The 25,972-nt window shown below is 46.3% G+C and carries 29 protein-coding genes and 1 tRNA gene; 14 read left to right on the top strand and 16 right to left on the bottom strand.

Annotated features, from left to right (window positions below; all coding sequences use genetic code 11):
* Position 1: 1 nt before the first annotated feature.
* From ileS to J7K79_RS08810, 4 genes are read right to left on the bottom strand one after another with little or no spacing between them, the layout of a single operon-like run.
* Positions 2 to 2,758 carry an isoleucine--tRNA ligase gene (gene ileS / locus J7K79_RS08825; protein ID WP_296907689.1) on the bottom strand — a complete coding sequence of 919 codons (2,757 nt, stop codon included), beginning with the start codon at positions 2,756 to 2,758 and terminating at the stop codon, positions 2 to 4.
* Positions 2,759 to 2,777: 19 nt separating this feature from the next.
* Positions 2,778 to 3,131 carry a response regulator gene (locus J7K79_RS08820; RefSeq protein ID WP_296907687.1) on the bottom strand — a complete coding sequence of 118 codons (354 nt, stop codon included), beginning with the start codon at positions 3,129 to 3,131 and terminating at the stop codon, positions 2,778 to 2,780.
* Positions 3,128 to 5,401 carry a sensor histidine kinase gene (locus tag J7K79_RS08815; protein ID WP_296907684.1) on the bottom strand — a complete coding sequence of 758 codons (2,274 nt, stop codon included), beginning with the start codon at positions 5,399 to 5,401 and terminating at the stop codon, positions 3,128 to 3,130. Before J7K79_RS08815 ends, J7K79_RS08820 begins: the two co-directional genes overlap by 4 nt.
* Positions 5,334 to 5,834, bottom strand: a complete 501-nt coding sequence (locus J7K79_RS08810) for a Mut7-C RNAse domain-containing protein (protein ID WP_296907681.1) — start codon at positions 5,832 to 5,834, stop codon at positions 5,334 to 5,336. The genes J7K79_RS08815 and J7K79_RS08810 overlap by 68 nt, the downstream gene beginning before the upstream one ends.
* A 60-nt stretch (positions 5,835 to 5,894) precedes the next feature.
* Between J7K79_RS08810 and J7K79_RS08805 the strand changes: the two genes are divergently transcribed.
* The 10 genes from J7K79_RS08805 to J7K79_RS08760 are packed head-to-tail and all read left to right on the top strand — an operon-like array spanning position 5,895 to position 14,277.
* Entirely contained in the window at positions 5,895 to 7,319 is a 1,425-nt protein-coding gene (locus J7K79_RS08805; RefSeq protein ID WP_296907679.1) for an RtcB family protein, read from the top strand.
* 4 nt (positions 7,320 to 7,323) lie between these two features.
* Positions 7,324 to 7,719: a SoxR reducing system RseC family protein gene (locus tag J7K79_RS08800; RefSeq protein ID WP_296907677.1), complete on the top strand. Its 396-nt coding sequence runs from the start codon at positions 7,324 to 7,326 to the stop codon at positions 7,717 to 7,719.
* A gap of 11 nt (positions 7,720 to 7,730) precedes the next feature.
* Positions 7,731 to 8,075 (top strand): DRTGG domain-containing protein, encoded by a 345-nt coding sequence (locus tag J7K79_RS08795; RefSeq protein ID WP_296907675.1) that lies wholly within the window; start codon positions 7,731 to 7,733, stop codon positions 8,073 to 8,075.
* A gap of 1 nt (position 8,076) precedes the next feature.
* Positions 8,077 to 9,027, top strand: a complete 951-nt coding sequence (locus J7K79_RS08790; protein ID WP_296907672.1) for a CBS domain-containing protein — start codon at positions 8,077 to 8,079, stop codon at positions 9,025 to 9,027.
* The gene (locus J7K79_RS08785; protein WP_296907670.1) at positions 9,005 to 9,334 is read left to right on the top strand and encodes a DRTGG domain-containing protein; all 330 of its coding nucleotides are present in this window, start codon (positions 9,005 to 9,007) and stop codon (positions 9,332 to 9,334) included. Before J7K79_RS08790 ends, J7K79_RS08785 begins: the two co-directional genes overlap by 23 nt.
* Positions 9,331 to 10,017, top strand: coding sequence for a PHP-associated domain-containing protein (locus J7K79_RS08780; protein WP_296907667.1), 687 nt, complete (start codon positions 9,331 to 9,333; stop codon positions 10,015 to 10,017). The genes J7K79_RS08785 and J7K79_RS08780 overlap by 4 nt, the downstream gene beginning before the upstream one ends.
* Positions 10,014 to 11,429 (top strand): glutamate--tRNA ligase, encoded by a 1,416-nt coding sequence (gene gltX, locus J7K79_RS08775; protein ID WP_296907665.1) that lies wholly within the window; start codon positions 10,014 to 10,016, stop codon positions 11,427 to 11,429. Before J7K79_RS08780 ends, gltX begins: the two co-directional genes overlap by 4 nt.
* Entirely contained in the window at positions 11,426 to 12,199 is a 774-nt protein-coding gene (locus tag J7K79_RS08770) for an alpha/beta hydrolase (protein ID WP_296907663.1), read from the top strand. Before gltX ends, J7K79_RS08770 begins: the two co-directional genes overlap by 4 nt.
* Position 12,200: 1 nt before the next feature.
* Complete coding sequence (locus tag J7K79_RS08765) at positions 12,201 to 13,217, top strand: AI-2E family transporter (RefSeq protein WP_296907661.1); 1,017 nt, start codon at positions 12,201 to 12,203, stop codon at positions 13,215 to 13,217.
* A gap of 13 nt (positions 13,218 to 13,230) precedes the next feature.
* Positions 13,231 to 14,277 carry a tetratricopeptide repeat protein gene (locus J7K79_RS08760; protein ID WP_296907826.1) on the top strand — a complete coding sequence of 349 codons (1,047 nt, stop codon included), beginning with the start codon at positions 13,231 to 13,233 and terminating at the stop codon, positions 14,275 to 14,277.
* Here J7K79_RS08760 and guaB read toward each other — a convergent pair.
* The 5 genes from guaB to J7K79_RS08735 all read right to left on the bottom strand — a co-directional run bounded on the left by guaB (position 14,268) and on the right by J7K79_RS08735 (position 19,587).
* Positions 14,268 to 15,716 (bottom strand): IMP dehydrogenase, encoded by a 1,449-nt coding sequence (gene guaB, locus J7K79_RS08755; protein WP_296907658.1) that lies wholly within the window; start codon positions 15,714 to 15,716, stop codon positions 14,268 to 14,270. The genes J7K79_RS08760 and guaB overlap by 10 nt on opposite strands.
* An 11-nt stretch (positions 15,717 to 15,727) precedes the next feature.
* On the bottom strand, positions 15,728 to 16,966 hold the full coding sequence (locus J7K79_RS08750; RefSeq protein WP_296907656.1) for a pitrilysin family protein: 1,239 nt from the start codon (positions 16,964 to 16,966) through the stop codon (positions 15,728 to 15,730).
* Positions 16,938 to 19,061, bottom strand: a complete 2,124-nt coding sequence (pnp, locus tag J7K79_RS08745) for a polyribonucleotide nucleotidyltransferase (protein WP_296907654.1) — start codon at positions 19,059 to 19,061, stop codon at positions 16,938 to 16,940. Before pnp ends, J7K79_RS08750 begins: the two co-directional genes overlap by 29 nt.
* Before the next feature lie 77 nt (positions 19,062 to 19,138).
* The gene (gene rpsO, locus J7K79_RS08740) at positions 19,139 to 19,408 is read right to left on the bottom strand and encodes a 30S ribosomal protein S15 (protein WP_296907651.1); all 270 of its coding nucleotides are present in this window, start codon (positions 19,406 to 19,408) and stop codon (positions 19,139 to 19,141) included.
* A 103-nt stretch (positions 19,409 to 19,511) separates the two neighbouring features.
* Positions 19,512 to 19,587, bottom strand: a tRNA-Gly gene (locus tag J7K79_RS08735).
* Between the two features lie 123 nt (positions 19,588 to 19,710).
* On the opposite strand from J7K79_RS08735, the gene J7K79_RS08730 reads away from it, so the two are divergent.
* On the top strand, positions 19,711 to 19,884 hold the full coding sequence (locus J7K79_RS08730; protein WP_296907649.1) for a hypothetical protein: 174 nt from the start codon (positions 19,711 to 19,713) through the stop codon (positions 19,882 to 19,884).
* A 20-nt stretch (positions 19,885 to 19,904) separates the two neighbouring features.
* Entirely contained in the window at positions 19,905 to 20,045 is a 141-nt protein-coding gene (locus J7K79_RS08725) for a hypothetical protein (RefSeq protein WP_296907647.1), read from the top strand.
* A gap of 58 nt (positions 20,046 to 20,103) precedes the next feature.
* Here the strand turns inward: J7K79_RS08725 and J7K79_RS08720 are convergent, their stop codons facing one another.
* The 3 genes from J7K79_RS08720 to J7K79_RS08710 form a co-directional block, all read right to left on the bottom strand.
* Positions 20,104 to 20,514 carry a diguanylate cyclase gene (locus J7K79_RS08720; RefSeq protein WP_296907823.1) on the bottom strand — a complete coding sequence of 137 codons (411 nt, stop codon included), beginning with the start codon at positions 20,512 to 20,514 and terminating at the stop codon, positions 20,104 to 20,106.
* Positions 20,477 to 20,659 carry a diguanylate cyclase gene (locus tag J7K79_RS08715; protein WP_296907645.1) on the bottom strand — a complete coding sequence of 61 codons (183 nt, stop codon included), beginning with the start codon at positions 20,657 to 20,659 and terminating at the stop codon, positions 20,477 to 20,479. Before J7K79_RS08715 ends, J7K79_RS08720 begins: the two co-directional genes overlap by 38 nt.
* A gap of 109 nt (positions 20,660 to 20,768) precedes the next feature.
* Complete coding sequence (locus J7K79_RS08710) at positions 20,769 to 21,152, bottom strand: hypothetical protein (RefSeq protein WP_296907642.1); 384 nt, start codon at positions 21,150 to 21,152, stop codon at positions 20,769 to 20,771.
* Positions 21,153 to 21,182: 30 nt separating this feature from the next.
* On the opposite strand from J7K79_RS08710, the gene J7K79_RS08705 reads away from it, so the two are divergent.
* Positions 21,183 to 21,803: a nitroreductase family protein gene (locus J7K79_RS08705; protein WP_296907639.1), complete on the top strand. Its 621-nt coding sequence runs from the start codon at positions 21,183 to 21,185 to the stop codon at positions 21,801 to 21,803.
* Positions 21,782 to 23,032, top strand: coding sequence for a glycerate kinase (locus tag J7K79_RS08700; RefSeq protein WP_296907636.1), 1,251 nt, complete (start codon positions 21,782 to 21,784; stop codon positions 23,030 to 23,032). Before J7K79_RS08705 ends, J7K79_RS08700 begins: the two co-directional genes overlap by 22 nt.
* Here the strand turns inward: J7K79_RS08700 and J7K79_RS08695 are convergent.
* The 4 genes from J7K79_RS08695 to J7K79_RS08680 form a co-directional block, all read right to left on the bottom strand.
* Complete coding sequence (locus tag J7K79_RS08695) at positions 23,025 to 23,630, bottom strand: ComF family protein (RefSeq protein WP_296907634.1); 606 nt, start codon at positions 23,628 to 23,630, stop codon at positions 23,025 to 23,027. The two genes, J7K79_RS08700 and J7K79_RS08695, sit on opposite strands and share 8 nt — an antisense overlap.
* Entirely contained in the window at positions 23,624 to 24,664 is a 1,041-nt protein-coding gene (locus J7K79_RS08690) for a hypothetical protein (protein WP_296907631.1), read from the bottom strand. Before J7K79_RS08690 ends, J7K79_RS08695 begins: the two co-directional genes overlap by 7 nt.
* Positions 24,665 to 24,679: 15 nt before the next feature.
* Complete coding sequence (locus J7K79_RS08685; protein ID WP_296907821.1) at positions 24,680 to 25,072, bottom strand: ribonuclease H-like YkuK family protein; 393 nt, start codon at positions 25,070 to 25,072, stop codon at positions 24,680 to 24,682.
* 64 nt (positions 25,073 to 25,136) lie between these two features.
* A partial coding sequence (locus tag J7K79_RS08680; protein ID WP_296907629.1) for an alkaline phosphatase family protein occupies positions 25,137 to 25,972 on the bottom strand: 836 nt, incomplete at its 5' end.

Here is a 25,972-nt window from a genome sequence, read left to right as displayed (position 1 = left end):
CTCACTTCCTCTCTCCCTTCAAAACGGCAAGGCACCTTGGACAGACGCCTGGGAATTCTTCAGATTGGGAGATCTCGGTTGTGTATTTCCAGCACCTTTGACATTTTTCCCCTTCTGCGTGTTTCACAATGACCTCGACAAGCTCCCCTTTCAGCTCGCCTGAGCCATCCGAAAGGCTCACTTTGGAAACGATGAAGAGTTCCTCGAGAACATCCCTGTATTCTTCGAGAAGAGCTTTCACAGAGTTATTTTTGGGAACGAGGATCACTTCAGCATCCAGGGAGTGCCCTATCGTATCCTGCTGTCTTTTTTCTTCGAGTGCCTTCAGGACGTCTTCCCTTATGGAGAGGAGTTTTTCGAAATCTTCCATTATCTTCTTGTCGATCAAATTCCCTCTGTACTCTGGCCAGTACTCTGCCTGGACCGTCTTGTACTTCCTGTCCTTCTCGTGAAGATGCAAGTACACTTCCTCCATTGTGAAGGTCATGATGGGTGCGAGGATCTTCATCAGGGCGATCAATATCTCGTGCATCACCGTTTGAGCCGATCTTCTGTAAAGTGAATCTTTCGCCTCGACGTAAAGTCTGTCCTTCACAACATCAAGGTAGAGGGAGCTGAGTTCCGTTGTACAGTACTTCACCACAAGGTTGTAGACTTTCGAGAACTCGTAACTGTCGTAGTACTCCGTAGAGCGCCTTATAATCTCCTGGAGTCTTCCAAGCGCCCATTTATCAATGGTGAGAAGCTTTTCGTAGGGGACTCTGTCTACTTCGGGATCAAAATCTCCGAGATTTCCAAGAAGGAATCTGAACGTGTTTCTTATCTTCCTGTACACCTCTGTCTGTTGTTCGACTATCTTCATGGAGATCTTTATGTCGTTGAAGTAATCGCTACTTGCGAGCCAAAGCCTCAGAATTTCTGCTCCGTACTTTTCGACCACTTCCATAGGGTCCACGACGTTTCCAAGGGATTTGCTCATCTTCCTTCCAAGCTCATCTTTTATGAAGCCGTGTGTCAGAACCTCCCTGTAAGGTGCAGAGTTTCTCTTTGCTACGGCAAGGAATATGGAGGAGTGGAACCATCCTCTGTGCTGATCGCTCCCTTCGAGATACATATCCAGCGGAAATGGATGATCTTCCCTCGTAATTATGTACTCGAAAGATGATCCAGAGTCGATCCACACGTCCAGTGTATCGAGCATCTTCTCGAAGGAACGTGCTCCACACCTTGGGCATTTGAAATCGTCGGGAATCAATTCTTCTATGTCTTTTTCAAACCACGCGTTGGTCCCCTCTTTTTCCACTATCTTCATGAAATGCTCGATCACCTTCGGATCGAGCGTGATTTCTCCACATTCCTTACATTTAACAGCCGGTATGGGAGTTCCCCAGACGCGCTGCCTTGAGATGCACCAATCGGGTCTTTCTTTCACCATGGATCTGATCCTGTTTCGACCCCACTCTGGTATCCATTTGATCCTGTCTATCTCTTCCAGAACTCTTTGTCTCAGATCGTTGTGATCCACGGAGATGAACCACTGCTCGGTTGCCCTGAAGATCACAGGTCCTTTACAGCGCCAGCAGTGTGGATAAGAGTGGGTGATGGAGGAAGCATGAACGAGGATTCCCTTTTCTTTCAAATCGTCTATGATCACTTTGTTGGCATCCTCTATGAACATTCCCCTGTATTTCCCTGCTTCCTCGGTGAAGCGCCCTTCTTCATCGACTGGAGAGACGACAGGAAGACCGTATTTTACATGTCCGTAAATGTAGTCCTCTTCACCATGCCCTGGAGCGATGTGAACACATCCCGTTCCCGTTTCCAGAGAAACGTAATCTGCTAGAATGACACGGGAGGTTTTATCCCCGAAGATGGGATGCTGGAATTCCTTCCCTTCCAGATCTTTACCCTTTATCTTTTCTATTACTTCGGAACAATCCACCCCCGTTTCTTTGGAGAAAGGCTCAAGAAGGTCTGCGGCGATCACCCATTTTTCTTCTCCTACTCTCACAACGGAATACTCGAAATCAGGATGAAGAGCAATACCCACGTTCGCCGGGAGTGTCCAGGGAGTGGTGGTCCATATCACGACGTAAAAGTTTGGATCATCTTCGGATCTGAACTTCACGTATATGGAGGGTGATCTGTGATCGTGATACTCGATCTCTGCCTCTGCAAGGGCTGTTCTGCACCTTGGACACCAGTATATAGGTTTCAGTGATCTGTAGACGTTTCCACGTTCGACAAGCGTTTTGAAGACATCCAGTATTTTCACCTCGTAGTCCGGTTTGAGGGTAATGTAGGGATTGTTCCAGTCACCCCGCACTCCCAACCTCTTGAACTCTTCTCTCTGTATGTCAACGAACTTCAGAGCGAACTCTTCGCACTTCTTCCTTATCTCCGCGGGAGACATCTCTTTTATCTTGTCTCCAAGTTCCTGAGAGACCTTGTGTTCTATGGGAAGACCGTGGGTATCCCATCCCGGTACGTACGGTACCCTGTATCCCCTCATTGTTTTGTACTTGACCACAATGTCTTTCAGAATCTTGTTCAGTGCAGTTCCGATGTGTATGTGTCCGTTGGCGTACGGGGGGCCATCATGGAGGACAAAAAGCGGCTTTCCTTTTCTTTGTCCAAGCACGTAGTTATAGAGATCCATCTCTTCCCAGCTTTTCAGAAAGGTCTTTTCCTTGTTGACCAGGTTTGCTTTCATCGGAAAGGCGGTTTTCGGTAGATTCAGTGTTTTCTTGTAGTCCAATTTTTCCACACCTCCCGGGTCATGAGAGAAGTTTTTTCACTTTCTCTTTCAGTTCGTCGAAGTTGAATGATTTTACAACATACTCGTCGGCAGCCCAAGAAGAGAGATCTGACCTGTAATGAGAATAGGCGGTGAGTAGAATGATTTTGGCATCCTTTTTCTTTTCTCGAATCTTTCCCGCAACTTCCAAACCATTCATGCCGGGCATCTCTATATCGAGGATCACCAGATCGTAACCGCCTGAAAAGAACTTTTCCAAGGCTTCTTCTCCGTTCTCCGCTGCCTCGACTTCGTATCCTTCCTCTTCGAGTTCTTCTTTCAGGAGTTCTCGCATGTTGGGTTCGTCGTCCACAACGAGTATTTTCTTTTTCATTCTCTCACCTCTTTTCCTGGTGTTTTTGGGATCTCGAAAATAAACGTGACCCCTTTTTCCGTGTTCTCCACCCATATTTTTCCTTCGTGTTCATCCTCTATGATCTTCCTGCAAATCGATAGTCCCAAACCCGTTCCCTGAGTCTTGGTGGTGAAGAACGGGGAGAATATCTTTTCCTTCAACTCTTCTGGAATGGGAGAACCTGAGTTCCATACGGAAACTCTGGCACTGTCGTAAACATCCTCCGACTTTATTTTTATCTTACCATTTTCCCCCGTTGCTTCCATCGCATTCTGGACAAGATTTATCAACACTTGTTTTATTCTCGATCTGTCGACCTTCACCCTCAAATCTTCGTTGTCGGTTTCAAAGTAGAAATCTATGTTAAGCTCTTTGAACTTCTCCTCGAAGAGCACATAGACTTCTTTTATGAGCTCGTTCAAATTGAACTCGGAGAACTCCAGCACCTGTTCCTCTTTACTGTACTCCAAGACCTTCCTGGCAATTCCCTCGAGCCTTGACAGTTCATTGGTGATTATGTCCACGTACTTCTTCAGAGTTTCTGGATCGTCTATGTGCTTTCTCATTCGTTTTACGAAACCGCCTATTATGGTGATAGGATTCCGGATCTCGTGAGCAACTCGCGCTGCCATTTCTCCCAGTATGGAGAGCTTTTCTTTTCTCTTTCGCTCTTCTTCGAACCTGTACAGTTCAGTTACATCATCAATTGTAATGATCACACCTTCGAGGAGTTGTGTTTTGGTGTTTCTCAAAGGAGAAAATCTCACGTTGAAGTACTTCTCCTGGAACTTGTAGAAATTGAGAAAGACTGGTTCGCGTTTTTCCATGACACTCTCGGCGATGGTACCTATTTCCTCGAACCCAGACAGGTTCTTCAACTTCTTTCCAAGCACTTGCTCTTTCCTGAAACCAAAGAGTACTTCTGATTTTTTGTTCCACTCCGTTATTCGGTTCTCCCTGTCCAGCGTGATGATGGCGGCCTCCAGACTTTCTAGAATGCTTTCACTGAAGTTTTTCAGTTTCTCTACAAGTTCGTTCTGACGTTGTAGATCCAGGGTTTTTCTCTTCAAATCTTCGTAGTTGATAGCGCTTTCCAGGGCAAGTCCCGCACTCTCCGAAAAGAGTTTCAAAACGTCCAAATCCAGATCTGTGATCGGTCTTTTACTGAATTTGCCGTCTACCACAACCGCTCCAAGGGTATCCCAACGTCCTACGAGGGGGAAAACGACAAAGTTTTCATTTCTGAAAGCATCGAGTACATCCTCTACTTCATAGCCCATCTTCCTGAGAATATCTCCAGAGACTCTCACAATGCTTTTTCTCAGAACCACTCTCTCGAAGATGGGATGTCCCCTGTAGTAAAACCTCCTTTGCTTCAATCTTTCGCTGAAGCTTGTTTCAAAAGAGAATGTGAGTGCTTCTTCTCTGAGGAACTGGACGAGATCGGTGTATCTAAGGGTTCTTCTTCTGAGATACCGTTTCAGTTCTTCATGTTCCTGCGGAACATCTCCTCCCAGTGCAGAGACAATCTCCAAGGAGTTTGTAACATCGTCTTTTTTCAGAAGGACCGCCCGGTCAAAATTGAAACCTCTCTCTGAGACAAGACTCAGAAGAATTACACGATACAGGTTGTTTGGATCGTAAACGGATCGCATGGCCTGGCTAACGTAGTATATTATCCGCATCCTCTTTATGTGCTCTTTCTGAATTTCCACCAGTCTTGAACGTTCCTCCAGAGTCTCCTTCATCTTCTGCATGTCTCCTTTGAGATTCCACTTCTCGCTCAGTGATTCGGCCAGTTCCAAAAATTTTTGACAAAAGAGATTTTCTTCTTCGTCCAGCTCTTTTTCTCTTGCGATAACGAGGTAGAACCTGTTTTTCAACTCTCTCACGTGAATCTTCGGATATCTTCTCTTTATCTCATCTAGGGACAATTCCTCTCCCTTGGAGGAAAAGGAGGCTTGAGTGTCGATGAAGAAGACCTCCTCAGCGTTGAAAAACTCTTCAATTGTCTTGAGGGAGCGTTTGAAAAATTCCTCTTTTGAAAGATAACAGGCCAGAGTGGAGAAAGAAAAGAGTGTCTTATAAACGGAAAGCTTCCTGAATAGTTTCACCACGAGAGCTGAAGTGTGATCGTGCGCCACAATTGTGAAACGACCGATTCTACAGGAGTACACTCCTTCAGGAATGTTCGTGTCGTTTTCCACAATCTTTATTCCCTGTATTTTCTTCAGTTCTTCTAGGGTCATGTCCTATCACTTCCTCGATCCATCTTAGATGAGATCCCTTCCAGAAAATCCTCCCACACTTTGGACACTTTGAGAATTTTTCCATACTCAAGAAGACGTAGACCGGTACTTTGCCGAGCACCTCCTCGCGTTGAACTGACAGCAATTCTTCATTGCAGAATGGACATCTTGATTGTCCTGTCCCAAAGCGTTCAAGAACTATTTTGAGTCCTTCTTCTTCAGTGCCAACAAGTAAACACTCCTGGTTATATCTCTTAAAGACATCGGCGAGAGATTTGTCTTTTGTGAGAAGAATTCTTCGTTCTTTCCTGCAGAACACAAGAACTTCAACCGGTGTTCTCGCTTGGCAGATTATAACGTCCAGACCGAGCGTTCTCATCCTTCTTGCCAGGGAAGCAAACCCCGGATCTACAGCTAAGCGACTTCCTTCCATTTCCGTCCCCTCGTTCTATTCTATCATTTAATGATAAACTAAAAGTTGGGAGGGAAAGCTATGAAAGTAGAAAGACTCGATAAATACATATGGAGGATTCCAAAAGAGAGAAAGATGAAGGTGGACGCCATCGTTTTCACAGACGCAGGAAGTGTGGAAGACCCCCAATTCAGAGAGGCAATGAAGCAGCTTATGAACGTAGCGACACTTCCCGGGATTGTGAAGTATGCCCTTGCCATGCCTGATATACACTGGGGTTACGGCTTTCCTATAGGTGGAGTTGCTGCTTTTGACGTAAAAAACGGCATCATTTCGCCTGGAGGGGTTGGTTTTGATATAAATTGTGGTGTTCGATTGATGAAAACGGATCTCATGTACGAGGATGTCAAAGGCAGGTTGAGATCCATCGTTGAAGCCATTTACGAAATGGTGCCCGCTGGTGTCGGAGCGAGGGGAGACATCGTCCTTGGGGAAAAAGGCCTCAGGAAGGTTCTCGTCGATGGTGCAGAGTGGGCCATAAAAGCTGGATATGGTCTGGAAGAGGATCTCGAAAGAATAGAGGACGGAGGCAAGATACACCCTGCTGATCCAAATTACATATCTGAGGAAGCCTTTGAGAGGGGAAGTGACGAGCTTGGAACACTCGGAGCAGGGAACCACTTCATAGAGGTTCAGATGGTGCAGGAGATCTACAAGGAGGATCTGGCAGAGTTTTTCGGCTTGGAAGTAGGGATGATAACGGTCATGATACACTCCGGAAGCAGAGGATTTGGACATCAGGTGGCAACAGATTACATCAGGCTCATGAGAGATAAATTGAAAGACCACAACAAAGATTTACCGGATAAACAACTCATAAACGCTCCTTTCCAGCATCCGCTTGGTCAGGCTTATTACTCGGCTATGAACTGTGCGGCGAACTACGCGTTTGCAAACAGAGAGATACTCGGCCACCTTGTCAGGAGGGCTTTCTGGAAAGTGTTCGGGAAGGATACGCGTGTGGAGCTTGTCTACGACGTTGCTCACAATATCGCCAAGGTGGAGGAATACGAGATCGACGGCAAGAGAAGAAAACTGGTTGTTCACAGAAAGGGAGCTACACGCTCTCTTGGTCCTGGAAATGAAAAAGTTCCAGAGATCTACAGAGAAGTGGGGCAACCTGTTATCATACCAGGCGACATGGGAACGGCTTCTTATCTTCTGATCGGTACCAGAAAGGCCGAAGAAAAAACCTTCGGATCTACCGCCCATGGAGCTGGAAGGGTCCTTGGAAGATCCGCAGCTCTGAAAAGGTGGAATTACAGAGAGATTCTCAACAAGCTCGAAGAAAAGAACATCTTTGTCATGAGCAGGAGCAAGAAAACCCTTGTCGAAGAAGCACCCGAAGCCTACAAGGATGTGGACAGAGTGGTGCACATCGTACATGAGATAGGCATCTCAAAGAAGGTAGCCAGAATGGTGCCCCTCGGGGTTGTGAAGGGGTGATTCCATGGTTGAAAGGATGTTTGTGAAGGAAGTGAGAGGAAACAAAGTGGTGGTGGCCAAGGTCAGAACGAGCGCGTGTGGAAGCTGTCCCGCGAAGAATGTATGTCTTTCTGGAGATGAGATAAATATCGAGGCGGAGTGGGACGGAGAAGGGCGGTTGAAGCCAGGTGACGAAGTGATTGTTGACATTCCTGAGTACGATCCTATGAAGGTATCTACCATTGTCTACTTTGTTCCACTTGTGATATTCGCTGGGATTGTGGTAGTTGGTTACACCTTGAACTGGAAAGATTGGTTGACGTTTTCTGCGGCGTTGGGAGGCGTTTTTGTATATTATTCTCTTTTGCGGCTCAGAAAGAAAGGTAAGAAACATCCAAGAATCGTAAAAAAAGTTGCCTAGGAGGTGTTTCTGTGACGCTGGAAGAGATAGTTTCCACGGTGGAAGGAATGATTCTCACCGGAAATGGAAAGCTAGAGATAGAAAAGGCTGTTGCAACGGATCTTATGAGTGATGTGCTGGCTTTTGCCGAACCGGGGGTTCTCTTGATCACTGGGCTTCATTCTCCACAGGCAGTGAGAACCGCTATGGTGGTGGGAATTCCAGCGGTTCTTTTCGTCAGAAAAAAAGACATCCCGGAGAATGTCATCAGATTTGCAGAAGAGTGTAACATAGCCCTTCTGTCGACGAATCTTTCCATGTTCGAGACTTGCGGAAGGCTTTTTGCAAAGGGGTTAAAGCCAAGCAGGAGAGGATAGAATGAGTGTTTCCATTATAGACAAGCTCCACACAGTATTCCAGGACGTAAGGGTTTCTGAATTCATGAATCCTGATGTGGTCTACGTGACCCCGGAGAAAACCCTCCTTCATGTGAAGGAGATCATGCGTATCAAGAGGATCTCCGGTGTACCGGTCGTGGACAGTGAAAAGCATGTGATCGGAATAGTCAGTCTGGAAGACATCATAAAGGCTCTTGAAGGTGACTACATAAAAGACACCGTTGGAAAACGAATGACGAGAAACGTGGTGTGTTTGAAGGTGGACGACACACTCCAGGATGCTGTGAAGACGTTCGAAAAGTACGGGTACGGAAGATTTCCCGTTGTGAACGAGGGAAACAAGCTAGCTGGGATCGTCACGAAGCACGACATCGTCTACTTTCTCCTCGCAAAACTAGGCATTATGTACCTCCATGATAAAAGAATGGAGGAGGTTCTCGAGAGAGGAACCTCCCTTGTAACTGGTGAGGTGCTCGAGAAAGGAAAAGCGGATTTCGTTTTCCGTGTAGACTACTTCGATGTAAACATGATAGGTATCGGTGCCTCCAGATTGAAGAGGTTCCTTCTGGACTCTGGGGTGAATGAGGATCTTGCAAGGAAAGTGGCGATTGCCACCTATGAGGCGGAGGCGAACGTGGTTCTCCATAGCGAGTCCGATGGGTACATATACTGTTTCATCGACGAGGAAAAGATCACGGTGAGAGTAGAAGACAGGGGTAAAGGCATTGAAAATCTCGAACTTGCCATGAAAGAAGGCTATTCCACAGCGCCCGATCACATAAGAGAGCTCGGATTTGGAGCGGGAATGGGCCTTCCCAACATGAAGAGATATTCTGATAAGATGGTCATCATCTCGGAAGTAGGCAAGGGTGTAATAGTCGAAATGGTCTTTTTCAGGAGGGATAAACGTGAGGATAGGGGAGATAGTTGAGAAACTGGGACTGGAACACGTGTGTGGGGATCTGAACGTTGAAGTGGAACACGGTTTCACCTGTGACCTTCTGAGTGAAGTCCTGGGAAGGGCTCAACCTTCAACGCTATGGATAACCGTTCAGTCTCACGTGAACATCGTTGCCGTTGCCTCCGTGGTGGGGATAAAGGGTATTGTTCTCTGCGATGGACACGAGTACGAAAGGGAGACGGTGGAGAAAGCCAGAGAAAACGGTATAGTTCTTCTGAAGACCAGCGAGAATTCTTTTGTGGTTTCCGGGAAGGTGTACGAGCTGGGATTGAGATGAAGGCGGATCTTCACGTGCACACGTGTCTTTCACCCTGTGCTGACCTACTCATGATACCACCTGCGATCGAGAAAGCAAGAGTAGATGTGCTTGGAATTGTCGATCATAATAGTGCAAAGAACGCTTCCGCTTTCTTGAAGATGAGAAAGCTCGTGATCCCTGGAATAGAGATACAAACGGTGGAGGATGTTCATTTGCTTGCTTTCTTCGTAGATCTTGAAGCTGCTCTCAAACTCACCGAAGTCGTGTACGAACATCTTCCCAAAGTGAAACATGATCACGAGAAGATGGGATATCAGCTTCTTGTCAACGAAAACGGTGACTACATCGGATACGAGGACGCTCCTCTTGGCTTTCCAACGAACCTGACGATATCTCAGGCAGTTGAACTCGTCTTGTCTTTCAGAGGAGTACCGGCTTATGCTCATGTTGAAAGGAGATTCGGTGTTCTGTATCAACTCGGTTTTTTCCCAGATCTCGATGTTCCGATAGCCGAGGTGGTGAGTGAAGAGGGAAGGTTAAAGGCGGAAGAGAAATTCAGGGTGATAGTTTCGTCTGATGCGCATTTTCCTGTTGAAGTGGGAAGAAGGTACATAGATCTGAAGGGAAAACCAGATTCACCGAAGAAGGTTTTGGATCGAATCCTGGCCGGTGAATACACTCTGGGAGGTGTTCTGGATTGACAAGAGTGAGATTCGCGCCGAGCCCAACGGGATTTCTACACGTTGGTGGGGCCAGAACCGCTCTGTTCAACTTCTTGTTCGCAAGAAAAGAAAGAGGAAAGTTTGTCCTGAGAATAGAAGATACCGATCTGGAAAGATCGGAAAAAGAGTATGAAGAGAGACTCATGGACTCCCTTAGATGGCTTGGCCTCACATGGGATGAAGGGCCTGACGTTGGGGGAGATTTTGGGCCGTACAGACAAAGTGAGAGGGTGGACATATACAAAAAGTACGCGGAAATACTCGTGAAGGAAGGGAAGGCATACCATGTCTACGCCTATCCAGAAGAAATAGAAGAGATCAGAGAAAAACTCCTGTCGGAAGGGAAACCACCTCATTATTCTCAGGATATGTTCGAAGAGTACAACACACCCGAGAGGAGAAAAGAATACGAGGAAAAAGGGCTTTCACCCGCCGTTTTCTTCAAGATGCCAAGGAAAGGCTACAGTTTGAACGATGTTGTAAAGGGTGAGGTGATCTTCAGGAAAGGTTCGATAGGAGACTTCGTGATAATGAGAAGTAACGGCCTCCCCACTTACAATTTCGCCTGTGTAGTGGACGACATGCTCATGGAAATAACACACGTGATCAGGGGAGATGATCATCTATCCAATACTCTGAGGCAGCTTGCGATCTACGAGGCCTTTGAGAAAAAACCACCCATCTTCGCACATGTTTCCACCATACTAGGACCAGATGGCAAGAAATTGAGCAAAAGACACGGTGCCACTTCCGTGGAGGCTTTCAGGGAAATGGGTTATCTTCCGGAGGCGGTGGTGAACTATCTTGCACTTCTGGGATGGTCCCATCCAGAGGGGAAGGAAATTCTGCACATGGAGGAGTTGATCATTTCTTTCTCTTTGGACAGACTCAGTCCAAATCCCGCTATCTTCGATCCCCAGAAACTGAAGTGGATGAACGGGTACTATTTGAGGAACCTACCGATGGAAAAGGTAGTGGAACTCTCCAGACCTTTCTTCAAGAAAGCAGGCATAGAAGTCGGCGATGAAGAATATCTGAAAAAAGTACTGGAAGTTACAAGAGAGCGAGCAGAAACCCTTACCGATCTTCCAGAGGAGGCACGCTTTTTCTTTGAAGATCCAGAACCAGTAACCATACCAGAAGAACTGAGGACCGCCTTTGTTTCCTTGAAGGAAGAGCTTCAAAACGCTGACTGGGAGATGGAACATATCGTGAAGATTCTCAAAAAGGTGTTGAAGGGCAGCAAAATAAGGCCTAGAGACTTCTACATGACGTTGAGGAGGATTCTCACCGGAAAAGATGAGGGACCGGAACTTGTGAACATAATTCCCATCCTTGGCAAAGAGGCTTTCATGAGAAGACTCGAGAGGACACTGGAGGGGGGAACATGAATGTTCAAAGATATGGGGAGGATTGGAAGGGAACGGTTGTGATCGTGCACGGTCTTGGGGAACACTCCGGAAGGTACAGAAGGTTAGTGAGGGAGTTTGTTTCAGAAGGTGTTCAGGTAATCACCTTTGACCTTCCTGGCCACGGAAAAGCCCAGGGAAGGCGGGGACACTTTCGATTCGAGGATGTTTTCAAGATTTTGAAGAGCATCACCCGCGATCTTGAGAAATACGTTCTATTCGGTCACAGCCTTGGGGGGCTTTTGAGCATCAGATACGTTCAGGTCTTTCAGCCAAGGAACCTGAATGGACTGGTGGTGTCTGCTCCTGCTCTTTCGCTCCCAGATCCTCCATTGCCCCCTCTTGTGTTATTCGTCAAATTTTTGTCGATGTTTGTGCCGTTTCTTACCATGAGTAACAACATAGATCCGAAAGACCTTTCCCGTAGCAAAGAAGCAGTGGAGGCGTACGTGAAAGATCCGCTTGTCCACGATAAGATCTCGTTCAAGCTGGCTTCGGACATGTTGTTACACATGAGAAAGGTCTTCAGGGAAGTTGATAAGATAAGGGTCCCTGTCCTTATTCTCCATGGAACGGACGACCGTGTAGTATCTTTCGAAGGAAGCAAGAAATTCTATGACGCATTGAAAACAGAAAAAAAACTGGTGAGTTTCCCTGGTGGTTATCATGAACTGTTCGAGGATCCTGAACATCAGAAAAGTTTCTACCACACTGTGGTGAAATGGAGCGTTGAGAAGCTCGGGAGGGAATGAATTGAAGGGGATCAGAAGATTCGTTGAAGACAGGGCATTCTTCTTTACCACTCTGTACATCCTGGTGTCTTTTCTGGTGTTCAAGGTGTTTCCAGAAGTTTTTGTAGTCATCACCATGATGATATTCTTCACTCTGCTGTTGGATCCCGTTGTACAACTTCTGGAGAAAATGAAATTTGGAAGGCGAGTTTCCCGTGTTGTGGCACTCTTGTTGTTCTTTTTTGTGGTGATCTACTCCCTCTACGTGATTATTCCACCCGTGTTCAACGAGTTCGGTAACTTCATCGAGTTCATGACGAGCGTTTTTGAAAACAGAATATGGAGAGATTACGTGAAATCACCCGAACTGGTTCCTGTCTTTGACAAAATAATGACGTTTTTCGAGCCAAAGCTCAACGATCTTTTGAACTACGTCTTTTCGTTGGTGACCACGAACTTTCTCTCTGTTACCACTGTGGTGGTGTTCACCTTGTTTGGACTGGGTTACTCTATTTTCTACACACGCGAGATAGCCGATTTCTTCGTTGCGATCTATCCGAAAAGCGCTAGAGAAGAAGCAAAAAGCTTTTTGATCAGCGTCTACAACAGTATGGGAAGGTACATAAGGGTGATCTTCATAAACGCGATCATCATTGGTCTTTCGTACTGGATCGTGTTCAAAATGTTTGACCTGAAGTACAGCGCCATCATCAGCCTCTGGGCGTTCGTGACCAATTTCATACCCATCGTAGGAGTGGTGCTCGAATACGTTCCTGTTCTACTCTTTTCTCTCACACTCGGCGTGAAGGGTGTTTTGCTCATCGCTCTGTTTGCTATCCTCATCCATGCTGTTGCCTTCATCGTGTTCATCCAGCTGATGAAAGGATTGGAAAAACTCAATCCTGTATACATCATCCTTTCCATTCTGTTCTTTGGAAAGCTCTTTGGTATGTTTGGATCTTTCGTCGGGGTACCACTCGCTTTGTTCTTCAAAGTCTTCTGGAGAAAGTTCTTAAAGCCCCTTCTGGAATCGGGGTGATAGCTTGTGGAGAGTGGTTTTGTTTTTCCTTCTTTCTTCTTCGCTCCTTTTAGCTGCCTCTCTCGATGAAATAAAGGAAGTTTCAAAAAGCAACATTCAGAAAGCCATCGACATGTTTCTGAACTACGTGAAGGAACATCCCTCCGATCCGAAGATCGAAAAAATGGGAGAATTTCTCTTTGCGAAGAAACGGTTGATTGAAGCCCATCCTTCCTTGTCCAAAGAAATTGTCTCGGAAGATCTCCGAGGGCTTGTGAAAAAACTTCGAGATGAGACGTTCACAAAAGAGGAAACTGAGCTTTTGAAGAAGGTCTTCCCGAATCTGGAGCCATTTGTGAAAGGTCTTCAGAGCTTGAACGATGTGCTTGTGTATCCTCTTTTCTGGAAACTGAACGTTCCTTTGGAGATAAAAGATCCAGATGCGTTTGCCGACGATCTCATCGAGAGATTTTTCGAAAATCCTTTTCTATTCTCGTACGAAGTACTTACTGCTCTTTCGAAGATCAAAAACGCCAGAGAGATAAGTTTTGCCATCGTGCGAAGGATAGGGAACCTTCCCTTGGAGGAGGAGAGGTATCCGTACCTTCTGAGACTCTTTGAAATCGCGAGGATCATGGGATACGACCAACTGAACACCCTGGAAGAGGAGATCAGAAAGTACCTCTCCTTAATGGCAAAATTGACGTCTCCTGTTTCTTCCGATGAATTGAAAGATCTTGTTTCTGAATACGAAAGTCTCACCATTCCCAAGGAAAATCTCAGAAAGAAACTAGTTTTGCTGTCTAGAGAAAGAAAAGCTCAAGTGACTCGCAGGAACTCATACCTTTACCTTCTTTTAGTTTTACCCGCCTTTTTGTTCTTCTTCCCGCGGTTCAGGGCGTTTCTCTACAGAACTTTTGGCTTAAAAAAAAGAGCAGCTTCACTCTATTTGAAGCTGCTCCAGAAACACCCGAAAAACGTGAAGCTCAGGCTGAAACTTGCTAGACTCTACGAAGAACTCGGTATGCATGAGAAAGCAATGAAAGAATACGAGATCATAAAGAAACTTTCTCAGGTTTGAATCCAGTAGTTCGGTGCTTCTTTCGTTATGATGATATCGTGTGGATGACTTTCTTTCACACCAGCGGGTGTAACCCTCACAAAGACGGCTCTTTTCTGAAGTTCTTTTATTGTTCTGGCTCCCACATATCCCATACCGGCTTTTAACCCCCCCACGAGCTGGTGTACCACATCCTTGACGGTTCCTTTGTACGGCACCATACCCTCGATTCCCTCAGGAACGAACTTGTTCTCCCCTTCTTGTCCGTATCTGTCGGCACTACCGGATCTCATGGCACCGAGACTTCCCATTCCCCTGTAGGCCTTGTACTTTCTTCCCTGATACAGTATCGTCTCTCCTGGTGCCTCTTCCGTTCCCGCAAAGATGCTTCCAACCATCACACTCTCGGCACCTGCCGCCAAAGCCTTCACGATGTCACCGGAGTATCGAATGCCTCCATCTGCTATTATGGGAATGCCGTGCTTCTTTGCCACTTCAGAGCATTCCATGATGGCGGTGAGCTGTGGGACCCCAACACCCGCGACAATCCTTGTGGTGCATATAGAACCTGGCCCCACGCCGACCTTCACAGCATCTGCCCCTGCTTTTATGAGAGCTTCAGCTCCTTCAGATGTGGCCACGTTTCCAGCTACAATGGGTAGATCTGGGTAGTCAGCCTTTATCATTTCAAGAGTCTCTATCACCCTTCTGGAATAGCCGTGTGCTGTGTCTATGACGATAACGTCCACACCCGCTTTGACGAGTTTTTCCACCCTCTCCATGGTATCAGGACCCGTCCCGACGGCAGCACCAACGAGAAGTCTTCCTTTATCATCTCTTGCCGCGTTGGGATGCTCTATTACACTCAGAATATCCTTGATGGTGATCAAACCAACGAGTTTATTTTCCTTGGAAACAAGAGGAAGCTTTTCTATCCTGTGCTCGTGAAGAATCTCCTTTGCCTTTTCGAGAGAGATGTCTGGTGGTGCTACGATGAGCTTTTCTCTCGGTGTCATCAGGTCTTTTATCCTCTTCGAGAGATTCTTTTCAAACCTGATGTCCCTGTTTGTGAGGAGACCAACGAGCTTTCCCTCTTCGTCCACGACGGGAAGGCCACCTATTTTGTACTCTGCCATCAGATCAACTGCCTCTTTCACGGTCATGTCCGGTGTCACCGTTATGGGATCGTAGATGATACCGTTTTCTGTCTTCTTCACAATCGACACCTGGTGCGCCTGTTCCTCTGGGGAAAGGTTCTTGTGGATGATACCTATTCCACCTTCTCTTGCCAGAGCCTTGGCGAGAGCGGCTTCGGTAACAGTATCCATGGCGGCACTCACAAGGGGAATGTTTATTCGGATCTGTCGTGTGAGTCTTGTTTCCGTTTTCACATCCTTCGGGAGAACTTCGCTGTACTGGGGAATCAGCAGTACGTCATCGAACGTTAGGGCTTCTTTCATCACATCCCTCCTCAAACGATCATCTCGTAATTTTCCAGAATCCTTCCCGCTTCAGGGCCTATTCCAAACACACTCCATTTCCCTGTCACAAACCTCTCGTAGACTCTTCGATACTCTTCCTGGGTAACGGCCTTCATTTTCTCCACGCGATCTTCAAGAGTTTCCAGGAAACCGTGCGACAGGTTTTCGATAACAAAACTCATCATCCCGCTCGGATTGTCCGTTATCATCTCGAGTTTTCCAAGGTATCTCATCTTTCCGTACTCGTAGTTTTTCATGAAAAGCTTTTCGCTGGAGAGAACCGCTTTGAGTTTCTTGAAAAACTCTTCTATTTTCTCTGGAGAGAATGCAGCGTAGACGATCAGAATTCCCGTTTCTTTCAAGGTGTAGAGCTGGGAGAACACGTCGTAGACGAAGCCTTCCTTTTCTCTTATCTCGTGAAAGAGAATCGAGCTCATACCACTTCCCAGGGCGGTGTTCAAGGTGAAAAGAGGGTATATATCTCTGTCAGCCCTGCCGCAGACAGGCTTTGCGATCGCGATGTGCACCTGTTCCAGATCGTTTCTCAGCACGTACTTGGGCTCTGTGTAGTGAAAAGATGGTGGAGGTGGAAGCTCGTTTCCTTTTTCTGTTTTTTTCAGATCCTTCAGAGTCTCCTCGAGAAATGTCAGAAGCTGATCGTTCACCTTTCCAGCAAGAACGATCTTCGTGTCCGAAAGGTTGTAGTTTTTCTTATGGTATTCCCTGAGGTCTTCCGCTGAGATCTTCTCTATGGTCTCTTTTCTTCCTATGATCGGCCTTCCGTACGCTCCAGGCCAGACCGTTTCGATCAGAGTGTCGAACAATTTGCTTGTGGGATCGTCCTGGGACATCTTGTACTCTTCGATTATGATCTTTCGTTCTATCTCCATGTCCTCCGGCGAGAAAATTGGGTGGAAAGTCAGCTCTTTCAAAACGTCTATGGACTTTTCAAAATGGAACTCAGGTACCTTCGCATAGTACGCCGTTGCGAGTCTATCTGTGAAAGCGTTGAGATTCCCACCAACCACTTCAACAGTGTACTTGAGAGAGAAACGATCGTACTTTTCTGTCCCTCGAAACACCATGTGTTCTATGAAGTGGGATATTCCTGCGAGTTCCTCTGGTTCGTGTACCGATCCTTTTTTAATTAAAAAGGCGCAGGAAACTGTCCGCGCCTTGTCAAACGGTATGATGAAGGTTTCAACGTCGTTTATTGTGTATTTTTCCATGCTGAATGCTTTCCTCCTTCACGCGTTTGAACTGGAGTCTTCCGAGGTCGTCTATGTTGATCACCTGTACCTTTATCGTATCACCGACCTTCACCTTTTTCAAGAATTGCCTCATGTCTTCTCCAACTTTGCTCTGATGAAGCAAACCGATTTTCCCAGGTCTCACCTCTATGAATAGACCGTAAGGCTCGATCCTTGTAATCTTTCCTTCAAGAATCTCTCCCACTTCTATTTCTTTGGCGATCTCTCTTATGAGTGCAATCGCGTTGTCGACATTTTCCTCGGAATTCCCAACCACCTTGACAAGCCCCGTTTCGTCGTCGATTTCTACCTTCACTTCGTAATCCTTTATGATCTTCTTTATGACCCTCCCGCCGGGACCTATGACGTCGGCGACCTTGTCCGGATCGATCTTCGTCACTTTTATTATGGGTGCGTACTTAGAAAGGTGGGACCTTGGCACAGAGATAGTTTCGTACATCCTGTCGAGGATGTACATCCTTGCTTCTCTTGCCCGCATGAGAGCCTTCATGAGCAGCTCATCAGAAACCCCCGAGACCTTACAGTCCATCTGGAAGGCGGTGATCCCGTCTCTTGTTCCCGCCACCTTGAAGTCCATATCACCGTAGTGGTCTTCCATTCCGATAATGTCGGTGAGGATGACTTCAGCGTCTTCTTCAAGGATGAGCCCCATTGCTATTCCGGCAACGTGTTTTTTGATAGGGACGCCCGCGTCCATCAGAGCAAGGGATCCCGAGCACACCGTCGCCATGGATGAAGAACCGTTGGATTCGAGAATTTCAGAAACCACTCTTATAGTGTAGGGAAACTCCTCCTCAGGTGGTAGCATGTTCTTCAAAGCCCTTTCTGCCAAGTGACCATGCCCTATCTCCCTTCTGCTTGGCCCTCTCAAAGGTTTCACTTCGCCGGTGCAGAATGGTGGAAAGTTGTAATGGAGCATAAATCTTTTAACACCTTCCTCGAGGAGCGTATCGATGATCTGAACGTCCATGGGAGCACCGAGTGTGACAATTCCAAGGCTCTGCGTTTCTCCCCTCGTGAACAATGCAGATCCGTGTGTTCTCGGGAAGAGACCCACTTCGCAGGAAATGGGCCTGATCTCGTTCGGCTTTCTTCCGTCTGCCCTGATTCCTTTTTCGACGATCAAACGTCTCATCGTCTTTTTAACAGCATCTTCGTAGAGTTCAGAAACAAAAGGTTTTATCTCTTCAGGATCGACCACGGAAAGTGCCTCTGCTATTTGGCCAAGAAGCTTTTCTTCGTACTCCTTGAGTGCTGTTTCTCTTTCTTTCTTTGCTTTCACAAGGATTCTTCTTTCGAGCTCCTCTTCGTCCAAAAGATTGTTGAACACTTCAACAAGCCCTTCCGGTGGTGTAGGTTCAACGACAGATATCTTTTCCACGTTGAACTCCGACAGGATCTTCTCTTGGAAATCGACGAGTGCTCTTATCACAGAGTGTGCAAATCTCAAAGCCTTCACCATGTCTTCTTCTGAGACCTCTTTGGCTTCACCCTCAACCATGGTAACGGCATCTTTCGTCCCCGCAACGGTGATGTCCATGAGGCCTTTTTCGATATCTTCTTCAGTGGGGAAGGCTATAAACTGACCATCCCTGTAACCTATTCTGATACCTGCAACTATCCCCTCAAAGGGTATCTTAGAGAAGTTCAGGGCGAGTGATGCCGCAAAGATTCCAACAACATCCGGAGGAACACTGGGATCTGCTGAAAGAACTGTTACTATCACCTGCACATCGTTTCTGAGTTTTTTTGGAAAGAGAGGCCTTATAGGTCTGTCGATGAGACGAGCCGAGAGAATAGCAGATTCACTGGGTTTCCCCTCTCTCTTTATGAATCCGCCCGGGATCTTTCCGGCAGCGTAGAATCTTTCCTGGAACTCAACGGTCAGTGGAACAAAGTCAATTCCCTCGACTACTTTGTCAGAAATGTTTGCCGTTGCCAGAACGGCGGTGTCCCCAAGTCTCACCAACACAGCTCCATTGGACTGTTTTGCCACCTTTCCGTGTTGGACTACGAGTTCTTTTCCAAGGATCTCTCGTCGCCACTCTTTCATGTTTCCATCACCTCGTCCTACTAATTCTAATTTAAATCAGGAAGCGGGCAACACGCCCGCTTCCCCCTCCTAAGATTTTATTTCCTGATTCCTAACTTGATGATGAGCTCTCGGTAAACCTCTGGTTTTGTTCGGCGCAGATACTTCAGAAGCTTTCTTCTTCTTCCTATCATCTTCATGAGTCCTCTTCTGGAATGAAAATCTTTGGGGTGTTTCTTCAAGTGTTCTGTCAGGTGCTTAATCCTCGCTGTGAGGAGAGCGATCTGTACCTCAACGGATCCGGTGTCGTTCTCGTGGATCTGGAACTCTTTGATGATCTCACTCTTCTTCTCTGGGTCGAGAGACACTTCACCACACCTCCATTTTTCAGTCTCCGCCAACCCAGGACTCCCCAGGTTGGGGTCGAAGATGATTATACCACAAAAATATACCCCGGCGTTCGCCGGGAAGTGGAGCGGGCGACGGGACTCGAACCCGCGACCCCCAGCTTGGGAAGCTGGTGCTCTACCAACTGAGCTACACCCGCTCATTCACTTCAATTTTATCATATACCGAAGAGAACATGCAAGATATCCCCTCCCCCAGGGCTGTTTCAAAAATAACGTGAAGGTATAGAAAATAAAGCAAGAGAGATGATAATCTCTTTGCCATGAGGAGAATAAACCTTAAAACAATCATCAAACTCATCTACTTTTACTTCCTCAAAATCATACCACATCTTTCCAAGTTCTCAGGCAGGGGAAAACCTGGAGCTAGAATAATCTCCATGCTTCTGGGAGAAACCGTCCAGACAATCATAGTGGATGGTACAGGGATAAGGTAAAGAAGGCCACACCGTACTGAATGAGAGAAGCACAGGTGAGAAAGGTGAAAGACCACATAAGATGTGAGGTGGTTATGACAAAGGGAAAGTACAAGTTAGTTGAGTACGTTGAGGCAGGAAGGATGTGCGATGGGAGGAATACGAGGAAAGAAATGAGATAGAAGGATTGTTTGGGAATCTCAAAGGAAAGGTATGTTGCAGCGTGCAGGGAAGATATGGCTATGGTGTTTGCTCTTGTGAGGTTTCTTGTCTGTAACATGTGGGTGGTATATTTTTTGCCATCTTCATATCACCTCTTTTTTGTGTTCTCTCGTGTCGGCATCCCTCACTCTTTTTAATTTTTGCAACAGCCCCATATCTGTTTCCCCAGACAGAATCTGTTTTTGCCTTTCTCAAGCTTTTCAGGGAATACATCTGAGGATCAGCTTTTCGCACGACGTTTTCTATATCCTTACCTGGTTTCCGTGTGTCTATACCGTAAGAATATTTCAAAGGAAGGCCAAGTGGACTGAACAGGAGTTTCTTTTCCGATCTCTTTGCGATGCCTTCTTCTGTTTTCTCATCCGTTTCTGGAAAGACAACCAGTATTTCATCACCTCCAAGCCTCACAGCACAGTCCGTTTTTCTGATGTTTTTGGTTATCTCTTGGGCAACGTATTTTAAAAGTTTGTCCCCCCACTCTGTGGAAATAGCGGTCGTTTATCATCTTGAAGTTGTCCAGGTTTATCACGAGAAACGCTACTTCCTTTCCTCTCTTTCGCTTTTGCCTTTCCATCTCCAGCTACTCCTCGAAGAGGTAGTACCTCGTGTAGAGCTCTGTCAGATAGTCTCTAATTGCTACCTTTTTGAGACTTCTGAAAACCTTCAATACGTTAACTCCTCGATCAATTAGAATCACTCTCTATTTCGTATTTTCCAAGGAATATCTTCGCACCCTCTGGAGCTATCAGAAAGTGGGGTGGAATCACAAAGTAGAATCCTTCTCTTTTTGTTTCTATTTCGAAAACGTGGCATTCCTTTTCATCTTCTACTCTTATTTCTATGGTCGGCGTGGCCTGAGCAGTTGGAGAGAAGATCCATCCAGAGAGGATCAGTCCCTTTTGTTCCTCACTTTCAAAGAGAGTAAAATATTTCACGAGGAAAGATCTTGTACCAACCGTTTTGTAGAGCTCTTCTGGGAAATCTACGTCGACTTTTTCGAGGAGTAGAAAAGAACCAAAGACAGAAGAAAGGAAAAGAAACATCATCAGAAAAGCAAGTCTTTCCATTCGTTATTCCCCCTTTTGGAGGTGATGTGTGTGGATATCTTTGAGGCGATCGAGAGAAGGCACTCGGTGCGGGATTTTCTGGAGAGCAAGCTGCCAGAGAGTATAAAAAAAGAGATAGAAAACCTCTCTTTGAAGTCTATCACAAGAAAGTACGACTGGAAAGTAAATCTTTCCACTTTTCCGAGTTACATTTATGCAGTAACTGAAAAAAACTTTGAAGAATTGGTAGACTACGGTTTTCAGGGAGAACAAATCGTTCTCTTCCTCACTATAAAAAACTTTGGAACCTGCTGGATGGCCCTCTCGCCACAACCCAACATTCCCTACATAATAGCCTTCGGGTACCCTAAGAGAAGGAATTTCGTGAGAGTCAGGAAACCCATTGACTCGTTTCTAGAAAACGACATAGAAGAGCTCCCACCGGAGATTGTGAGAGTAGTGGAGATGTCTGTCCTGGCGCCATCTGCCATGAACAGGCAACCATGGAAGATAAGGTTCACGGGTGGAGAACTCTGTATTTCTTCCAGAAGCCCTGTGGATCTTGGGATAGCCTTGTCGCATGCGTATCTTGTTGCACGAGAGATATTTAAAAGAGAACCAGAAATTGTAAGGAAGGGAGAAGATGCATATTGTCTGGTGCTGAATTACTGAAAACAGCGATCGAGATAGTAGAAAAATCTATAGAATCTGTGTTACCGGATAGGGCAGTGAAAGATACACTTGAAAGATTGAACCTGAAAGACGTCTTTCTCGTGGCAGTTGGAAAGGCGGCATGGCGAATGGCAAAAGCCGCCCATGAGGTTCTGAATGGAAAGATAAAGAGAGGAATTGTGATTACAAAGTATGGACACAGTGAAGGCCCCATCGACGGCTTTGAAATATACGAGGCAGGACATCCAATCCCAGATGGGAACACCGTAAGAGCCACCCGAAGAGTTATGGAGATGGTTGAAAAATTGAGGGAGAAAGACACCGTTCTCTTTCTCCTGTCTGGTGGAGGTTCTGCGTTGTTTGAACTGCCCATGGAGGGTGTCTCCCTTGAGGAACTGCAAGAGATAACCGATTCGCTGTTGAAGAGCGGCGCAAAGGTAGAGGAGATAAACACCGTGAGAAAGCACCTTTCACAAGTGAAAGGGGGAAGATTTGCCGAGAAAATATACCCCGCGAAGGTGATCACACTTGTTCTCTCCGATGTTTTGGGTGATAGGATCGACGTTGTGGCTTCCGGTCCAACCTGGCCAGATAGATCGACTTCGGAGGAAGCCATCAGAATCCTGGAAAGATACAAAATCAGCGTGAGTGACAGGGTGAAGAAAGCCCTTTTGAAAGAAACTCCAGAGTATCTTTCAAACGTGGAAGTCCACGTTCTGGGAAACGTTCAGAAGGTGTGTGAGGCAGCAAAGAGGATAGCTGTCGAGAAAGGTTTTAACACTGAGATACTAACAACCACGCTGGATTGTGAAGCAAAAGAAGCTGGAAGGTTCATCGCCAGCATCATGAGGGAGATCAAAGAGAAGAACAGACCGTTGAGGAAACCCGCTGCAGTGATCTTCGGTGGAGAAACAGTGGTGCACGTGAAGGGGAATGGGATGGGAGGGAGAAACCAGGAGCTCGCACTTTCGGCAGCAATTGCTCTCGAAGGACTGGAGGGAGTGGTTCTATGTTCTGTTGGAACAGATGGAACAGATGGGCCCACTGATGCAGCAGGAGGAGTTGTCGATGGAAAAACCGCTGCCATTTTAAAAGAAATGGGAGAAGATCCCCTTGAATACCTCGAAAGCAACGACTCCTATAACGCGCTGAAAAAGGCAGGGGCCCTTCTCAAGACGGGACCAACTGGAACAAACGTCAACGATCTGATCATCGGTTTGATCACTTAGCCTTCGCCAGAACGTACACGAAGACCCTCTCCGCACCGTTTTTAAGAAGTGTTCGCGCGCAGTCTTTCACGCTCGTTCCGGTTGTTATCACATCGTCCAGCAGTATAACCCTGTGTGGAGGGTGTTTTCGGCATATGAACCTCCCCAGCTTTTTTCTCTCTTCTCTTTCTCTCTCCACCTGCCTTCCTTCTGAGATGTTTTCAAGGATCTTTACAGAAGGGATGGCAAGGCTTCTGGCGAATCTCTTTGCTATCAACTCCATATGATCGAAACCTCTTTCTTCGAGTGAGCTGAAGGAAGACGGTACCCAGGTGATGGCATCCGCTTTTCTTTGAAAATAGCCGTACAACCTGATGAGAACTTCTACAAGAAAACTTGAAAGTGAAATTTCATGATGATACTTGTAGAGCTTTATCACCTCTTCTAATCTGCCGGTGTAGATGGAATAAACGAAAATCTCGTAGCTTCTGTGGGACTCGTGATAGAAGGATGGCCCTTTTTCCACGATCTCTGCCTTGCACCTTTCACAAAGAGAGGAAAGTGGGGAAATCTCCCTTTCACAGAGAAGGCACGTGTTCATATAAAGACAGTTCAACATCTTCTCCAAATTCTTCTTGAGTCTATCCAGGATATTCTCAATACTCCTTTCTTTTTAAGGTAATTCCTTGAAGATTCCTCCACAAGGAAATTGAAGGCTACAGACGTTCCAACAAGATCGAAGCGTTCCAGCTTTTCGAAAATGACTTTTTTGTCCAGTTCAACCAGATGGGCCACTAGGTGGTCATTTTTTGTTACAGCACAACAGTCGAAAGCAGGATGCATGGAAAGAGCCTCCGTGAAACTGTTCGTTGGAACGGGCTCTCTAAGAACGCCAGCAGTTCCAAAGAGAACCATTCCTTCTTCGTGTGTGTCAAACTCACTCAATTTGACACCCTCTACATTTCCTTCGAAATCCTCGGCCACGACGAAGTCGTATTTCCTCTCCCCAGAAAAGATTCCTTTGTATCCCAAAACTCCACCACTCATATTGGGAAGATCCCCTTTTGAGGAAGCGTACACAACGATCCGATCTTTCACTAGGATACACGCTCCATGGGGAAGATATCGAAGGAAATGAACTACAAGGCTGACATCCAACGCTTTTTCTACGGATATCTTTGAAGGGAGCCGCTTCACCACCACTCCAGAATTTTCCTCCTGTATCCTTTCCAGAACGAACGATTCCCATTCTTTTATGAAGAACAGGTCGGACAGATCTTTTAGAATCCTCGACTGGAAACTTAAAAAGTGCGCCAGAGCTTTGAGAAGGAGGAATCTTCTGGTTTGGAGTGAGACATCACCCGTTCGTTCTATTTCAGAAAGGGCAAGCCTCAAGCCATCGGGATCTGTAACCACCACTCTTTCGCGGTAGTCTTTTATTGTTTCGAAGAAGAGCTTTATCGCATTCTCATCTATAGTGGAAAGAACTTCATTTTCTCTTTTCTCAGACGGAAGTTCTTTCCATTTCACATACAGGATATCAAAATCTTGTGACTGCTCTTGGGGAAGAAGGATTTCGTACTCTTCACCAAGTCCTTCCAAGATGTCCGAAATTTCACTTTTAGTTTCAGGAGCACTCAGAAGAATTTTCATTCGTACACAACCTCCTCATTTGGTGTGTTTATGGGCGATTTTCGTTGCGGCAAAAGAATCTGGTTTTACCTGGTAAGGGTATCCCATTCCCTTCACGTAACCTATTACAGAGGAGACCAAGTCCCTTGTGAGACCATCGTACCCAATATCCAGATGGACCACGGGTTTTCCCAGCTCTAGAACCTTTTCCACGAACCTAGCCATCTCCAGACTCATTTCCGCTTCTTTGAATATCCTTGTGTATAGATCTCTATTTTTTCCATCTTTGTAGACAGTGTAAAAATAAGTGGCGCCATTCCCAAGCCGGTACACCACGATCACTGTAGCGTACACAACCTCCCCGTCTTTGATGTCGCTGTCCGTTCCCACGAAGACCTCGTATTTGTATCCTTGTGTGAACTTTTTTATGAGATGCCTTACTCTTTGGTGATCGACGTTCCCCCAAGTGGGGCTCTTCAGATAACGGAATCTATCACCTCCGGTAAACCACCAAGGGAACCACTAGCTCTTGATGAGTAAGACTCCCGTGCCTTCCAGCAAGACTTTCTTCTTTTCCCGTGTACCTGTAGTTGAAGGAGAAGTTCTCTTTCGCTATCAAAATTACGTCACCAATTCTGTGTATGAATTCAGGATGATTTCTTCCCGTCCCAAAAAGGCGCGTAGCCTTTCTGGAGTCAATGAAGATTGCAAAATCCGCGTACTTCCCTACGAGATATTCTACCAAAGCTTTTTTTCTTTTTGTGTAAAGATACATCATCCTCTGTTCACCAGCAGGAGGCCTGTCAAGGAATCTCATTACCTCTGACGAGCTGTTCCACACCACTTCCTTCTCTGAAGGTGTTGAAATCTGCCCATGATCGCTCACCATGAAAAAGAGAGTGTCCGATCTCAGTCTCTCGATGAGTTCTGATTTCAAAATCTTATACAGCCACCTGAGTTCTCTGAAATAGGCTTTTCCAATTCCCATCTTGTGCGCGATTGAATCCAGAGAGGGCCAATAGATGAAGACGAGTATTGTTTCTTGCTGTTCCAATATCTCCAGCGATTTCTCGATCATATCGCCGAAGCTGGAAAAACCAACCTGCTCGGCTCCCTGGGACATGAGTCTAGAGAAGCCTGTCCCCAGTAGATACCTGGGGACGAGAAAGAAAGACCGAACCTTTCTTTGAAGCATTTGAAATATGGTTGTGAATCGGAAGCTATGGATTCTAAGCACGCTGTCTCGAGGAAAACCCAGGGGAGACAGCTCTATCATGTTTACAAGACTGCCTACTTCTCGGAGGTGAAGGATGTAAGCCAAGAAACCGT

This window comes from Thermotoga sp. (assembly GCF_021162145.1).
Lineage (GTDB): Bacteria > Thermotogota > Thermotogae > Thermotogales > Thermotogaceae > Thermotoga.
The sequence above is the reverse complement of the archived record's forward strand: the minus strand, read 5'-3'. Positions and strand labels throughout refer to the sequence as shown.